Origin of the sequence: Prevotella sp. Sow4_E9_plate (genome assembly GCF_052116205.1) — a bacterium.
Taxonomy (GTDB): domain Bacteria; phylum Bacteroidota; class Bacteroidia; order Bacteroidales; family Bacteroidaceae; genus Prevotella.
Map to the genome: position 1 here is coordinate 1 of NZ_JBQKLN010000066.1, position 14,767 is coordinate 14,767.

Annotated in this window: 11 protein-coding genes, 1 tRNA gene and 1 pseudogene; 5 read left to right on the forward strand and 8 right to left on the reverse strand. The window is 45.5% G+C overall.

The features are described from left to right. Positions 1-392 precede the first annotated feature (392 nt). Entirely contained in the window at positions 393-1,271 is an 879-nt protein-coding gene (locus ACTQ53_RS16255; protein WP_441934247.1) for an FAD-dependent thymidylate synthase, read from the reverse strand. Between the two features lie 109 nt (positions 1,272-1,380). On the opposite strand from ACTQ53_RS16255, the gene tsaA reads away from it, so the two are divergent. Beyond that, positions 1,381-2,061: a tRNA (N6-threonylcarbamoyladenosine(37)-N6)-methyltransferase TrmO gene (gene tsaA / locus ACTQ53_RS16260; protein ID WP_441934249.1), complete on the forward strand. Its 681-nt coding sequence runs from the start codon at positions 1,381-1,383 to the stop codon at positions 2,059-2,061. Between the two features lie 9 nt (positions 2,062-2,070). Here tsaA and ACTQ53_RS16265 read toward each other — a convergent pair whose 3' ends face one another. The 6 genes from ACTQ53_RS16265 to sppA all read right to left on the reverse strand — a co-directional run bounded on the left by ACTQ53_RS16265 (position 2,071) and on the right by sppA (position 8,639). Continuing rightward, complete coding sequence (locus ACTQ53_RS16265; RefSeq protein ID WP_441934251.1) at positions 2,071-3,486, reverse strand: glycoside hydrolase family 28 protein; 1,416 nt, start codon at positions 3,484-3,486, stop codon at positions 2,071-2,073. Between the two features lie 100 nt (positions 3,487-3,586). Further along, positions 3,587-3,659 (reverse strand) — tRNA-Phe (locus ACTQ53_RS16270). A gap of 92 nt (positions 3,660-3,751) precedes the next feature. Beyond that, positions 3,752-4,861 (reverse strand): thiamine-phosphate kinase, encoded by a 1,110-nt coding sequence (gene thiL, locus ACTQ53_RS16275; protein ID WP_153122689.1) that lies wholly within the window; start codon positions 4,859-4,861, stop codon positions 3,752-3,754. A 40-nt stretch (positions 4,862-4,901) separates the two neighbouring features. After that, positions 4,902-5,711: a purine-nucleoside phosphorylase gene (locus tag ACTQ53_RS16280; protein ID WP_441934254.1), complete on the reverse strand. Its 810-nt coding sequence runs from the start codon at positions 5,709-5,711 to the stop codon at positions 4,902-4,904. Continuing rightward, positions 5,596-6,819, reverse strand: a complete 1,224-nt coding sequence (gene lpxK / locus ACTQ53_RS16285; RefSeq protein ID WP_441934256.1) for a tetraacyldisaccharide 4'-kinase — start codon at positions 6,817-6,819, stop codon at positions 5,596-5,598. The genes ACTQ53_RS16280 and lpxK overlap by 116 nt, the downstream gene beginning before the upstream one ends. Before the next feature lie 35 nt (positions 6,820-6,854). Continuing rightward, complete coding sequence (sppA, locus tag ACTQ53_RS16290) at positions 6,855-8,639, reverse strand: signal peptide peptidase SppA (protein ID WP_441934258.1); 1,785 nt, start codon at positions 8,637-8,639, stop codon at positions 6,855-6,857. A gap of 162 nt (positions 8,640-8,801) precedes the next feature. On the opposite strand from sppA, the gene axeA1 reads away from it, so the two are divergent. The 4 genes from axeA1 (at position 8,802) to ACTQ53_RS16310 (ending at position 13,570) form a co-directional block, all read left to right on the forward strand. After that, positions 8,802-10,211, forward strand: a complete 1,410-nt coding sequence (gene axeA1 / locus ACTQ53_RS16295) for an acetylxylan esterase AxeA1 (protein WP_441934260.1) — start codon at positions 8,802-8,804, stop codon at positions 10,209-10,211. A gap of 775 nt (positions 10,212-10,986) precedes the next feature. Continuing rightward, a complete protein-coding gene (locus ACTQ53_RS16300; RefSeq protein WP_441934262.1) occupies positions 10,987-12,486 on the forward strand; it encodes a hypothetical protein in 1,500 nt (499 codons plus the stop codon). A 551-nt stretch (positions 12,487-13,037) separates the two neighbouring features. Then, on the forward strand, positions 13,038-13,277 hold the full coding sequence (locus ACTQ53_RS16305) for a hypothetical protein (protein WP_441934264.1): 240 nt from the start codon (positions 13,038-13,040) through the stop codon (positions 13,275-13,277). 5 nt (positions 13,278-13,282) lie between these two features. Further along, positions 13,283-13,570 carry a type II toxin-antitoxin system YafQ family toxin gene (locus ACTQ53_RS16310; RefSeq protein ID WP_441934266.1) on the forward strand — a complete coding sequence of 96 codons (288 nt, stop codon included), beginning with the start codon at positions 13,283-13,285 and terminating at the stop codon, positions 13,568-13,570. 402 nt (positions 13,571-13,972) lie between these two features. On the opposite strand, the pseudogene ACTQ53_RS16315 reads toward ACTQ53_RS16310, so the two are convergent. After that, a pseudogene (locus ACTQ53_RS16315) lies at positions 13,973-14,767 on the reverse strand (transposase); the annotation flags it as partial.

Genomic DNA, 14,767 nt, shown 5'->3' on the forward strand with positions numbered 1-14,767 from the left:
GTACCTCTCGGTACGACGGTTTTCAAGACCGTTGTAATCGACCACTCTACCATCTCTCCAAATTCGGTCGGATGACTATAGCTTGGTTTTCTTAAGCGGGTGCAAAGGTACAATGTTTTTTTGATTCCACCAAATATTTTGGAAACTTTTTGAGAAAAAACATCAAAAAACTTAAAATGATACCTCTGAACCTATACTGTATCTACCTTTCAGATACGAAAAAGGGCTACCGCTGTAGCCCCAACCTTGATAACCTTAAATCTAATACTATGAAAAACACGTTGCAAATATAGTAAATTATTCTATTCGTTATGTACGAAAAATAGAAAATCTACTTCATTGCCGTGCTTTTTTATATTTTTTAACCAAATTTTCGTATAAGGGGAAGTTCTTTATTTCAGATATCCCTTTTTCTTGAATTCCTCCATCAGTGGCAAGGCGAGAACTTTGGCATCTGGGTGAGGAGCACCTGTTGTGCCTAGGGCACGAAGGTCGAAGAAATGCTTCCAGTCACTGATGAAAGCGGTGTGAACCAACTCGGTGTTGCAATCCAATGGTAAGATGGCACGTGCCTCTTGTGGCTTGCAACCGGCCTTTATCAGTTGCATGTAGGCAAACTCGGCTGCTTCATTGGCAAAAATCCATGTGGTCAGCTTGTTCCATTCTGCTGAACGGTTTTCTGCAATGTCCAGACAGAGGTCGGACAACTGGTAGTCACTGGGATCTTCTGAGCCGTCGAAACCTTCTTCCGCTACCCATGTAGGGAGGTTGATGGTTATTTCGTTGTCGAATTTGTTCTTCGAATAGTTGCAGTATCTCGTGCTCTGCTCTGCCATGGAGTTGGCACGGTGACGGTTGTATTCACGGGTAATACTGATCTGGGTAGTGAAATGAACCGTGATGCGCAACTCGTGTTTGCCTTCCTCATAGTCGGTGAGGTATTTCAAGTCGTCCATCGCCTTGTTTTCTGCCAACACTCTCAGGTTGGTGGTGATGTAGTCCTTGCCATCTATGGTGTTGCAGCGGGAGAACTTGTTGTTGAGATAAAGAGGAAGCTCCCCGTGGTTGCACACAAGATAGATGGTGCCATGTTCCAGCATGGCATAATGTTCACTCTCTATCATGCGACCGACAAAAGGCTTTGCCGAATCATCGGTTGTGTTGTTCTCACTTTTGTAGCAAACTCTTCCTGCGCGTTCTATCTGTTGATAGACGCCGAGCTCTCCTGGTTTCTGCAACCAGATTTCATACGTTGGTCTTTGTATTTTCATTGTTTCTGTTATTTATTCTGATTGCAAAGGTACATTTTTTTATGCATACTGCAAAATAAATATCTCCTTTTTTCGTACTTATTATTATAATGTATAATAATGAGAAGATATGGAGATAAAACCGATAGCACATTTTCGCTCACCGTTCAGCAGTAAGTTTGGTATTCCTAAGCAGGCTGGACTGGTGGCTGAACTCGAAGGTCAGATAGTTTTTGAACCGGAGTATCGCAATCCTGATGCCCTTCGTGGCATGGAGGGTTTCGACTACCTTTGGCTGATTTGGGAATTTTCTGCCAATAAGCACAAAGCCAATAGTCCGGTGGTTCGTCCTCCGGTATTGGGGGGCAATGAGAAGGTGGGAGTCTTTGCTACCCGCAGTCCCTTTCGTCCCAATAATATAGGATTGTCGTCTGTCAGAATTTCGGGAATTGAGTGGGAGACCAGTAAAGGACCTGTTATTCATGTAAAAGGGGCCGACCTCATGGACATGACTCCGATATATGATATCAAGCCTTATGTGGTATATGCCGATTGTCATCCGGATGCCCGAAGCGGGTTTGTTGATGAACGCAGGTGGGATAAGTTGCAGGTTGAAATATCTGATACGGTAAAAAACTTTCTGCTGTCTCAGGGAATGACGGAAGAAAAGGTCGGGATTCTGAAAGAGGTACTGGCGCAAGATCCTCGTCCGCATTATCAAAAAGACCCTCATAAGGTATATGGAATGCCTTATGAGGGTATGGATATTCACTTCACGGTCTGCAATCAGATACTTACCGTAGTGAAGTAGTCGTTTGCTTTACTTTGCGAAAGTTGCAAAGTGTACGTTGTCGAGCTTGATCTTGCAGGCATCGTCTATGTCCTGTGCCTGGTTGTTGTAGAAGATGTATGCGTTCTTGACGGTGATGTCGTGAACCATACCTTCTGCTCCGTGGGCAACGATACCGTTCTTGCAGCCACGCACATAGATGTCGCTCATGTGGATGTCCTGGAAGTTTGGCAGGTACTCCTGTTTTACTGGGGCTGCCTGCTTCTTTGCTCCCACGTGGTTGTCCCAGTAGGTGGTCTCGAAGGTGATGGCATCTCCTGTAATATCGGTCATATAGATATGGTCGATGAAGATGTTCTCTGATGTACCGCCCCTCTTCACGGAACTCTTGAAACGCAGGCCGGTGTCGGTTCCCTGGAAGGTGTTGTTGCGTACTACGATGTTCTTCATGCCGCCACTGAACTCACTGCCGATGACAAAACCGCCATGGGCATGATAAACGGTGTTGTCCTGGATGTTGATGTTTTCACAAGGGCCGGCTGCAACACCGGCAGCACCTGCGCCACCCTTCATGCAGATACCGTCATCACCTGCATCTACCATGTTGTTGACGATGAGTACGTCCTTGCAGCTTGAGATGTCGATGGCATCACCATTCTGTGCATTCCATGGACATTTTACGGTAATACCGTCGATAATCACGTTCTTGCATCGGGTAGGGATGAGGTGGAAGCGGGGACTGTTCAGGAGCGTGACGCCCTGGACCAGCACGTTTTCGCAACTGGTGAATCGGATCATGTGGTTGCGTACCTTTTCCTGGTCATCAATGTTGTCAACAACATTTGGAGTATGTTTCAGATGGAGCGGATACCAGATGTCGCCTTTCTCGTTGAGGGTACCACCCATCTGCTTGAACTGGTTCCATTCCACATCGCTCACCTTGCTTCTCTTCACCGGTCTCCACCATTCACCGTTTCCGTCGATGGTTCCTTCTCCGGTGATGGAAATGTTCTTGCGCTTGCTGGCATTGATGGCAGGTGTGGCGCGGTTCTCTTTCTTTCCGGTTTCTTCGTCTATCTTGATGAGGTCGTTCTTGTCTTCAGAGAATACGATGATGGCATTCTTCTCCAGATGCAGGTCGATGTTGTCTTTCAGAGAGATGAGTCCTGTGAGATAGATACCTGCAGGCACGTTCAGATGACCACCGCCCATTTTGCTCAGTTTGCTGATAGCCTTGGCAAAGGCTTGGGTGTTCATCGCCTGTCCGTCTCCATTGCCGCCACATTCCAGAATACTTACGTGGTTGTCAGGAATAGAAGGAAGAGTAGGCTGTTGCATTTGTACTGGCAAGTTTTGATAATACTTGCTGTAGTCTTTGGCTTCGATGGCAGATACCGTAGCTGCCATTCCGAAGATTGCCAATAAAGAAATCAAAATCTTCTTCATAAGTCTTTAAGTATTGTTTATAATATCTGTTTCGTTAGTTCCTTTATGCGAAAAAGGCGGCTCCAACCGAAGTTAGAAACCGCCTAAATGAAAGGAGGAGTGGTACCACCAGGAATCGAACCGGGGACACAAGGATTTTCAGTCCTTTGCTCTACCAACTGAGCTATGGCACCATTTCTTTTGCGGTTGCAAAGGTACAATAAAAATTTAAATTGAGCAAGAGAAAACGAAATATTTTCTCTTGCTTAATGTTTATTAACTAAATCTAGTCTTTCAAAGGATTCCAACCCTGAGCTTTGAGCTCGAATTCCTGACCATCTCGTGTGATGAGGAATTTGCCCAGGCTCTCCTTGGTGATGTAGCCTATCTGCTTCACGCCTTCCATCTCCTCGATTTTGGCATGGTCACCAATAGGTACTGTGAAGAGAAGTTCATAGTCTTCGCCACCGTTCATGGCACAGGTGGTGAGGTTCATGTTGAATTCCTCTGCCTGTACGGCTGTCTGGTAGTCGATAGGGATGTTCTTCTCGTACACTCTGCATCCGCAATGACTCTGTTCGCAGATATGCATCAGTTCACTGCTCAGTCCGTCGCTGATGTCCATCATGGCCGTAGGACGGATTCCTGCTTCTCTCAGTTGGGCAATGATGTCGCCACGTCCTTCCGGTTGAAGCTGTCTTTGCAGTAAGTATTCCTTGCCGGCAAAGTCGGGCTGGAAGTTGCGCATCTCTGCCAGGTCTCGGTTGAGGGCAGCCAACTTCTGGTCGTCTCCCTTTGCCTTGGCTTCTGCCATCTTCTTGCGGATGTCTTCCACCTGTCCGTAGTATACAGCTTTTTCCCGCTCCAGCAGCTGAAGTCCCATATAGGCTGCACCTAAGTCGCCCGAAACGCAGATGAGGTCGGTCTCCTTCGCACCACTGCGGTAAACGATGTCTTCCTTGTTGGCCTCACCGATGCAGGTAATGCTGATGGCAAGACCTGTAAGCGAAGAGGTGGTATCTCCACCCACGATGTCAATGCCCCATTTGTCGCAAGCCATGCGCAGACCTTTGTAGAAATCATCCAGGTCTTCAACCTTGAAACGCTTGCTCAATGCGATGCTTACTACCATCTGTCTAGGGGTTCCGTTCATGGCGAAGATGTCACTGATGTTCACCATCGCACTCTTGTAACCCAGGTGCTGCATGTCGATATAGGTGAGGTCGAAATGTACTCCCTCCATCAGCATGTCTGTAGTAATGAGCACTTCCTTGTCGGGATAGTGCATCACGGCACAGTCATCGCCTACACCGTAGACGGTAGAAGCGTTTTTGTTTTCATATCCTTTGGTGAGATGGTCGATGAGACCAAATTCACCCAACTTTGCTATATCCAAGATAATTAATAATTAATAATTTATAATTTATAATTGACAGTTAGCTTCTGCGAATCATTTCTCGCATGATCTCAGTCATCTTTGGCTGGGCAGCATTGGCTGCAACCTGTACCTCCTCATGGCTCACCTCTACAGGAACGTCGAAGCCACCGAGGTCGGTGATGATACTGATGCCGAACACCTTAATGCCGCTATGGCGAGCCACGATAACCTCCGGAACGGTACTCATACCTACTGCGTCACCGCCTAAGACGCGATACATGCGATACTCTGCAGGAGTCTCGAAGGTAGGACCCTGAACACCTACATATACACCATGCTTGATGTTGATGTCTTTCTCCTTGGCAATCTCGTCAGCCAAATCACGCAACTGCTTGTCGTAAGCCTCGTGCATGTCTGGGAATCGGGGACCGGTAGGGAAGTTCTTGCCCCGCAGCGGATGCTCTGGGAAGAAGTTGATATGGTCGTTGATAATCATCAGGTCACCGATTTCGAATTCAGGATTCATACCTCCAGATGCATTGCTGACGAAGAGGGTCTCGATGCCCAGTTCGTGCATCACGCGCTCAGGGAAGGTAACCTCCTTCATGTTATATCCTTCATAGTAATGGAATCTGCCTTCCATTGCCATGATGTCCTTGCCGCCCAGCTTACCGAAGATGAGTTTGCCGGCATGGCCTTCTACGGTAGAAACCGGGAAGTTGGGTATCTCGCTGTATGGAAATTCATAACTATCAGTTATTTCTGAAGCTAATTGTCCTAGACCGGTTCCCAGAATGATTGCCGTTTTCGGACTTGTTGTCATCCTTTCTTTTAGCCAGGATGCTGTTTCTTGAATTTTTTCGTACATAGCTAATGATTTTTTCGTTAAAATTATCTTGTTGCTCCAGCATGAAGCTTACCTTGATAGGCAGTTCATACATGCTTTCTTTTACAGTTTCGTAGAGTCCCTCTGTATCTCTCAGTCTCACGGCGTCTTTTTCTGTCGTGATGATGATACGGGGTTCCGGCATGGCTTCGAAGGTGCTGTTGATGCGGTCGATATCCTTGCTCTTAAACTGATGGTGGTCACCGAAGGAGAGGGTCTGTACTCCCTTTGCCATTGGCTTGATGTCGTGTTCCATCTGTTTGGGCGATGCAATACCCGTCAAGAGCAGCACATGATAGTCGGTCATTCCCGTCAGGGCAGGGTCTTTCACTTCTTCCTCTTCATCGCTCTTGATTTCCTTTGGCTTCAGTTCCTTGCTGTTGAATACGCCCTTTGGGGTATCATAGTCAATGCAGGTGAAGTAGAGCTTCTGGAAAGGGTAGAGGTTCATCGCCTTGGTCAGCACTCTGAACTCCATCGGCTTCAGGTCCTTCGGACATTTGGTGATGATCACGATGTCGGCACGGTTCTTTCCGCTCAGCGGTTCGCGGAGCCTTCCTGCCGGCATCATCTTGTCATAGATGATGAGACGGTGATAATCTACCAGCAGGATGTTGATGCCTGGCTTGACATAGCGGTGCTGGAAGGCATCGTCCAGCAATACCACATCCACGTCCTTGGTTTCCCCGTCGTTCTGCAGATGGTCAATACCTCTTACTCTTTTGGCATCTACTGCAACATAGATGTCCTTGAATTTCTGGTGCATCTGGAAGGGTTCATCGCCAATCTCTGTCATCTCGGTATTTTCATCGGCTAGCACATAGCCGTGACTCTTTCGTTTGTAGCCACGGGAGAGTACGGCAGTTTTCACTTTGTCGTGAAGCAATCGGATAAGATATTCCACATGGGGAGTCTTTCCCGAACCACCCACGGTAATATTTCCCACAGAGATAACCGGTATCGAGAATGCTCTGCTCTTCTTCAGTCCGATGTCGAAGAGCCAGTTGCGGAATCTCACGATGGAACCGTATATCCAACTCAGTGGTAATAACCAATCATTGACCTTGATAAGATCACCTTCTGTTCTCATGTCTCTCTCCTTTGTTTTTTACACCTTATTATATATTAATGTATATTGAGCACGAATGGCATGGCTGCCTGCACAGGCTCCTTCTCCTTGATGCTGCGAATCAGCATGAATGGTTTGTACAGGTCGCCTAATGTCAACTGCAGCTGTTCGTCGAGATAGCTGCCGCCATTGCCCGACAGTTCGCCCATCAGCTGGGTGAGCCAGTCGGCTGCCATAGGATACTCGGTAGTACCATAGTCTGAAATCTTTGCCAGTTGGGCTGCCTTGGCTACAGCATCGTCCAGACTGCCGAAACCGTCTATCAGCTTGATGTTCTTGGCGTCTGTTCCCAACCATACTCTTCCCTGTGCGATATTCTCTACCTGGTTCACGCTCATCTTTCTGCCGTCAGCTACACGCTTACGGAAGAGGGCATAACCGCGGTTCACGTATCCTTGCATGCTGGCTATCTCGTCGGCTGTCCATGGACGGCTGCTTCCTGCGGCTCCATAGCCGCTGTTCTTGTTGGTCTTCACCTCGTCATACTTGAATCCCAACTTCTTGGTCATCAGCTCGCTGAAGTCTGGCAGGGCACCGAAGATGCCGATACTGCCGGTCAGGGTAGTAGGCTGTGCCATGACATATCTGGCTCCCATACTCATATAGTATGCACCTGATGCTGCCATTCCTCCCATGGAAACCACCACAGGCTTCTTCTTGTTCAACTCACTGACGGCACGCCAGATCTGCTCTGAAGCGTAGGCGTCGCCACCGCCCGAATTGATGCGGAGTACAACAGCCTTGATGCTCTCGTCATCACCCAGGGCCTGCAAGTCTTTGATGACCGTGGTGCTGACAATCTGCTCTTCATTCCCGTAGAGGCTAGGAGTAGCTGTGCTGACAATGCTTCCGGAACAGTAATATACGGCAATCTGGTCGGCAAGGATATTGCTGTCGTCAATGGCAGCATTCACGTCAGCCATTGATACTTGCTTGATCTTGTCGTCAGCTTTCAGTCCGAGCTGCTTCTTGACCACATCCCTGATTTCATCGTAATAGCAGAATCCGTCTACCATCTTGCGGGTCTTCAGGAGCTTGCTGTCTTCAAATACCATCAGTCCGTCAGCATAATGGTTCAGCGAATCCTTGTTGATGCCGCGGCTCTTGCTGACGTCGGTAAGCACCTTCTGCCAGAGTCCGGTTACGTATCGGGTAACCTGCTCGCGGTTGGCATCGCTCATCTTGTCCTCGGTATACATTTCTGTGAAGCTCTTGTACTTGCCCACCTTTACGATATTGAAATGAACGCCAAACTTAGCTGCCACATCTTTTATATATTGTGTCTGTGAGGCAATACCATGCCAGTCTACCATACCTTCCGGGTTGATGTAGACCTTGTTGGCAACAGATGCCAGGTAATAGCCTCCTTGAGTATATTGGTCACCGTATGCGATAATCCACTTGCCGCTCTTCTTGAAGTCAGCCAGTGCATCACGAATTTCCTGAAGTGTCGCATAGTCAGAAGTCAGTACACCGGTTTCCAGATAGATTCCCTTCACCTTGTCTTCATTCTTTGCCTTCTTGATGGCAGAGAGAATGTTGTTCATGCCAAGGTTGTTGAACTTGTCTCCTGTCAGTTCACCCAGCCAGTTGTCCTCAACTCTGTCGCTGATCTGCCCCTGCAACTTGAGCACCATCACCGAATTGTCTTTCAGTGAAGGTTTGCTGCTGCTTGCTGCTACCATACCAATGAGGCAGATGAATCCGAGTATCGCCATGATGATACTGAATCCGAAGATACCAACGATGGTGGCTGCTACATTTTTGAAAAATTGTTTCATAATAATGCCAATATTTAAATTATAGCTGCAAATATAATAAAAAAGCGACAAACGACAAAGAGATTTGGACAAAATAACCGAAAATTGTTGAAAATATAACATAGTATTAACAAAAAAATGCGTATCTTTGCCGGAGATTTAAGAAACTAATAAGATAAGACAATGAAAAAAATGGTTATTTCTTCTGTGCTGATGCTATGCGCTTTGTCTGCATTGGCACAATCTACAGCCCGCAAATTCGTACTGAAAAACAGTGCTGACGGTCAGAGCGAGCTGACTTGTTATTTACCTCAGAATCCTACAGGCCGTGCTGTGGTTGATTGTCCAGGTGGTGGCTATTCCCATCTGGCAATGGATCATGAGGGTCATCAGTGGGCGGAATATTTCAACAGGCAGGGTATTGCTTTCTTTGTGTTGAAGTATCGTATGCCTAAGGGCGACCGTAACATTCCTTTGAGTGATGCCTATCAGGCTATGCGCACGGTTCGTGACAGTGCTGCTGTCTGGCATATCAATAAGGAGGATGTGGGAATCATGGGCTTCTCGGCTGGTGGTCATCTGGCTTCTTCTGTCAGCACGCATGCTGAATATGATGCCCGTCCTGATTTCTCCATTCTCTTCTATCCGGTCATTTCCATGGATGAGCGCATCACCCATAAGGGTTCCTGCGTCAATTTCCTGGGCGATGAGCGCAAGACCAATCCTCAGCTGGTGAAGGAATGGTCTAACGATAAGGCTGTTCGCCGCCATCTTACTCCCCGTGCCATCATCCTGATGTCGAGTGATGATGAGGTGGTTCCGCCGGTTACCAATGGTGTGGCTTATTATTCTGCCATGCGGAATGAGGGTAATGAATGTACGATGCATGTCTATCCTACCTGCGGTCATGGCTGGGGCTTCCGTGATGCAGCTCACGGTTTCCCTTATCACGAGCAGATGTTGAACGACCTTACTTCCTGGCTGAATCATTTCCAGGGTCCAAAGGAGGATGCGGTCCGTGTGGCTTGTATCGGTAATTCCATCACCGATGGCTTTGGAATAGGAATGGCACCTGTCAAGGGATATCCTGCCGTTTTGCAGAAGAAGTTGGGTGATGGCTATCAGGTGAAGAACTTTGGTGTTTCTGCCCGTACCATGATGAATAAGGGTGACTTGCCTTACATGAACGAACTGGCATGGAGAGATGCGAAGGCTTTCAATCCTAACATTGTGATAGTCAAGTTGGGAACCAACGATAGCAAGACTCATAATTGGGCGCACGGAGCAGATGAATTTCGCCAGAGCATGCAGGCGATGATTGATACCTTGAAGGCATTGCCTAGTAAGCCGAAAATCTATCTCTGTTCACCGATTCCTGCCTTTAAGGATACTTGGACTATCTGCGATAGCGTGATTGTGAATGGCGAAATGCCAATCATCAAGAAACTCGCCAAGAAGAACAAGTGTCAGTTCATCGATCTCCATACTTCATATACCTATGGTGATATGATGCTGAATGATGGTATTCATCCGAATGCAAAGGGAGCAGCGAAGATGGCAGATATCATCTTTGATGCGATAGAGAAAAAATAAAAAGGTATATGAGCTGCTGACTCTGATACCTTAATAAATAGGGGCATCTTTGTTTCTTTGAAAGAGACAGAGGTGTCCCTATTATTTTTATGAGCCACAAAAAAAGGATAAAGGGATTTCGTAAAATGAACCAAAATGAACCAATTTTTCTGAATCTCTACATGAGAAATACAGAAATTCAGAAAACTTTTTATCTATCAACGACTTAAGAGATCGTATATGAAAAGAATAGTGAAAAAATGTTGATTTTCGTAGAACGATATTAATTTTTTAACACGCATAATTTGCTAGTTTCCATCATTTTTCGTATTTTTGCAAGGAGATTCTATATCTCTTATGTAGAGATTCTTAAGAACGAAGATAATAATATAAGTGTGGCTTTCATATAAGCGAAGCGTATGATACACAATTTGCTAAACACGGGCTTACCTGCATCATGTATGCAGAAGGCTGAAAGACATAAAAGTATTGAAGATTAGTGGAAGTTAGTCTATTGATTTTTCAATGCTGTGATACATATCACAACCTTAATAATCCGGGGAGAGAAATCTTTTCAGGAGAAACCGAGGTATATTCTGCAGCCAACTAAAGATAACATTCACCTACTCTTCATTCTTCCTTCTTCGCTCTTCATTCTTCGCTCTTCATTCTTCGCTCTTCATTCATCACTCTTCACTCATCACTCTTCACTCAAATTATGTGGTTTATAGTCAATACAGACAAATTTCAAGAACAAAAAACGAAAGAGTTTCTTGAAAAAACATATCCAGGCATAGTGAAGTTTGTCTATCTGCCCAAATGCCGAACGAAGTATGTCAATGCCCAGGGAGAAGAACGCTTCCGTTTTCGCCCGTTGATATATGGTTTGCTGTTTATCAAGGCAGACAGCATCAAGGTTTTGAAGAAAATACTGACACCTTGGGGGTATTTCGTCTATGAAGATTTCATCCGTAGTCTGGAAACAGGCGAACTGCAGAAAGAAAAGCTAGTCTCAAGTGCACATCTTCTTTGTAAGGATGTCAAGAACTTATCCACGGATGACATTGTCAAAACTGCCACTATTCCAGATGAAGACATGGAGCATTTTATTTATTTCAGTGATAAAGTGGCAGATGGCATAGAGGGACTGAGTATAGTAGATAAGCGATATGATGACCTCATTCAGGAGAATGATACTGTCCGCATATTCAGTGGACCTTTGGCTGGTTGGGTTGGCGTGGTCAAGCAAATCAAGAACAAGGGCAAGAAAGACCGCCATCTTTTTGTGCGATTTGGTAATAATCTCTGTCTCAGTTTTTCCAACGTTCGTCAATACGATATGCAGGTAGAGCATGAGGCAACAAAAGGACCGAAAGCAGAGGCTGTGGGCGTGTGGCGTGCCATCGACCAGATGGTTGGCTATCTTCAGGCAAAACAGCCTTCCGAGAATGCATATCAAACATTGCGCACTCTTTTCTTGGATTATCAAAAGAGATTGCCTGTCTATCGCAATAAGAGTATGTCGGATTTGGCATACGAAAACAAGAAAGAAAAGAGCACGGTTGCCCAGCAGCAAAAGGTTTTGGATCAGATAGACAAAAGAATGCGAAATAACTTCCGTGTTCTTTCCAATTACTTGAAGGCAGGTGAAATCACCCTGGAAAAGTGGTTGAAAGACCTGATTCCTGATGCCCCATTACGTCCATTTCTTACACCTACTTCTGGAGCAATCATCCCGGAAGGACATGATTATACGGTGTTGCATCATCAAGGAATCACGGAGCTTATTCTCCGCTGTAATCTTCGGGATGTCTTCCTGGATAAGGGGAGGGTAGAGACTGACAAAAATACCACGTTCTTCGATGAGGACTATGAGTATTACGCTCATTTTGCCCTGGTGAATACAGATGGTGGAAAGGTAAAGGCTATTTGTTCATGGGGAGGATTCTATGATTATTATGCATCCCAAAGCAGCCAGGAGCAAGAAGCATTCCTCAGAGATTTAGAGTCGAAGAAATATCCCCGTTTACTTTATTTGCTCACACAAAGCGAATATAGATTTGAAAAGGTTAATGGGATAGGTGGATTTTCGATAGAAACAGACATCGACTATACGAATGATATAGATGCAATGGCAAAAGCAGTTGCCAAAGCATTCAGCATTCAACATTCAACATTCAACATTCTTGTATCAGCAGCCGTTGAGATATGGAAGGGAACCCGCCTTTTGGTTTGGCGTCAATTATTGCAGCGTTATGTACTGCTTCATAAGGTGCCAGTAATAGACCAGCTTTAGAAAGGTAACAGCAAGGTAACAGCAAGTTATAGCCATGCGGTCCCATCCCGCACAATTTGGCGAAGACCTTTGATGGTCCGCCAACCTTATAGCGTAGCGGTTCTGAGCACCGGAGGGCGGTTTTCCTCTTCTTCCCTGAGGGGAGAAGACCGAGATGAGAGGTGGAGCCTTCTTTAATGGTAAAGAAGGACGGGATGATTTTAGAAAAACAGCACAGAGGGCGGTTACATCCTTCCTTTCTGAGAAGGGTTTCTGTCCCCTGTGAGGGGAACCGAAAGGGTCGTAAAGCCTATTTTGGCTTAGTTAGGATGTGGAGCTCCCTTTGGCTAAAGGGAGACGGAGGGATTCGAAAAAACTCCTTTTTTAATGGGAAAAAGCGATGCCAATGAGCGCAATGAAAGCTGGCTTTCAAATTGCCGAGTGCAGCTCGCTATCACATACCTTTGGGAATAAAATCTGCGTGGGAATTGGACTTGAAGCAAAAACTCCTTTAAAAATTTGGTTGTTTCACAGAAAAACCTTATCTTTGCTACGAATTAAATATTGAAGTTATGGCACAGTTAACATTACAGGTAGATAGTCCATCTTTGTTGGAGCAATTAAAGAATGTCCTCTCTCTTATGAGAGGCGTTAAAATAGTTTCTGTCACCCCTATTTCAAGGAGTGCTGCTTTGGAGGATGTTCCAAACGCAGAAACTTTGGCAGCAATGAAAGAGGCAGAGAGTGGTCATGATGCGGGAGTAGTTCGAGTAGATAGCTTAGAAAGTTTCATGGCATCAATGGAGGAATAGAATTTATGAAAGAAATTCGAAAGACCTCGCAGTTCAAGAAAGATTATAAGCGTTTTAAGAATGATAAAGAATTTGTAGAAACGCTTATGGGGATAGTTAAGCTTTTGGCAGAAGGCAATCAGATACCGGAAGAATATAATCCTCATCCTTTGAAAGGTAACTGGAAGAACTATATGGAATGCCATATAGAGAATGATACACTTTTGATTTGGTTTGATGAGGAAAATGACGCAATAGAATTAGTTCGTTTAGGTTCGCATTCTGAGCTTTTTGGGAAAGGGCGTAAAAGATAAATATTTAGTTGTCCCTTCCCGTAAACTTGTCGAGTCTTTTGATGGAAGCAAGCAAACTGTCCCCATGCGGTCCCATCCCGCAAAACATGGCGAGGGCTTTGATGCCCCGCCAACCTTATAGCGTAGCGGTTCTGAGCACCGGAGGGCGGTTACATCCCTAATCCCTATGGTAGGGATTTAGGGCTTGGGTATAGGGTAAGGCCCCCCCCTCAGACCGTCCGAAAACCTTGATTTTCTGCTTTTTATCACTGTTTTGAGGGCATATAAAGCCCTCTAAGCTAGTCTGGGGACCAGCTCTAAAATTTCGATTTCTAATAAAATTCATAATTGATGTGCTCAAATCGAGCGAAAATAAGTGATAGGAGGTCTAAAAATTAAGTTGTGGGGACCTCCTTCTTCCCCTTATGCCATCTTTGCGATCAATTGTGGAACGCCAAGCATAGAGATGGCTCTACGCATGTTATAGGAGAGGCAGATGAGGGCCATTTCGGCCTCCACCTTAACCTTCGTTTTCAATAAAAAATAATACGCCCCTAAGGTTCTCTTCATCGTTCCAAAAGGATGTTCTGAGAGACACATTCTTTGCGCCATCTTCTTCTTGTCTAAATGAAGTTTGTATGTCACAATCTTGTGTTCTTTAACTTCTCGTTTCATCTTAGTCTTAGGAGGTTCCTGGTCTTCCTGATGATTACTGGAGTCTACCTTGTAATTCTGAGCTTTCATCACGAGAGTATCCTTGTTGAAGTCTGCTTCTTTAAATGCTGCTTTAGTACACTTATGCGAGCATCTTTTGCAAGCCAACTTATTGCAATAACGGATACGGCCATCCTTCTTTAATGACTTCTGACGTAATATAGAGCCCTGCGGACAATACACTAAATTCTTAGCAGCATCTCTAACAAAGTAGCCTTGCAGCGCAAGCTGTTTGAGTTCCTCATCAGACATTTCCTTTATATTACTTGATGCCGTACATTCGTAGGATTTACGAACACCAATTTGGGGAGAGTCAAGGATGCCTGCATAGGCAGTCGGTATTTTGCCAGCCTTAAGGCAAGTTTCGAGATTCTCGGGCTTTTTGCTGTTTAACATATCATCTGTTACGGTAGCTTCTACATATTCAAACTCTACTTCAGCAACATCATCGCCATCTCGCTGTATTACATTAGGGATGATTCCTGCAGCCAAAGCGTTTGCCAT

Coding starts and splice junctions, on each gene's coding strand:
- ACTQ53_RS16255 (WP_441934247.1), bottom strand. CDS start 1,271: ATGAAAATACAAAGACCAACGTATGAAATCTGGTTGCAGAAACCAGGA.
- tsaA (WP_441934249.1), top strand. CDS start 1,381: ATGGAGATAAAACCGATAGCACATTTTCGCTCACCGTTCAGCAGTAAG.
- ACTQ53_RS16265 (WP_441934251.1), bottom strand. CDS start 3,486: ATGAAGAAGATTTTGATTTCTTTATTGGCAATCTTCGGAATGGCAGCT.
- ACTQ53_RS16280 (WP_441934254.1), bottom strand. CDS start 5,711: ATGTACGAAAAAATTCAAGAAACAGCATCCTGGCTAAAAGAAAGGATG.
- lpxK (WP_441934256.1), bottom strand. CDS start 6,819: ATGAGAACAGAAGGTGATCTTATCAAGGTCAATGATTGGTTATTACCA.
- sppA (WP_441934258.1), bottom strand. CDS start 8,639: ATGAAACAATTTTTCAAAAATGTAGCAGCCACCATCGTTGGTATCTTC.
- axeA1 (WP_441934260.1), top strand. CDS start 8,802: ATGAAAAAAATGGTTATTTCTTCTGTGCTGATGCTATGCGCTTTGTCT.
- ACTQ53_RS16305 (WP_441934264.1), top strand. CDS start 13,038: ATGGCACAGTTAACATTACAGGTAGATAGTCCATCTTTGTTGGAGCAA.
- ACTQ53_RS16310 (WP_441934266.1), top strand. CDS start 13,283: ATGAAAGAAATTCGAAAGACCTCGCAGTTCAAGAAAGATTATAAGCGT.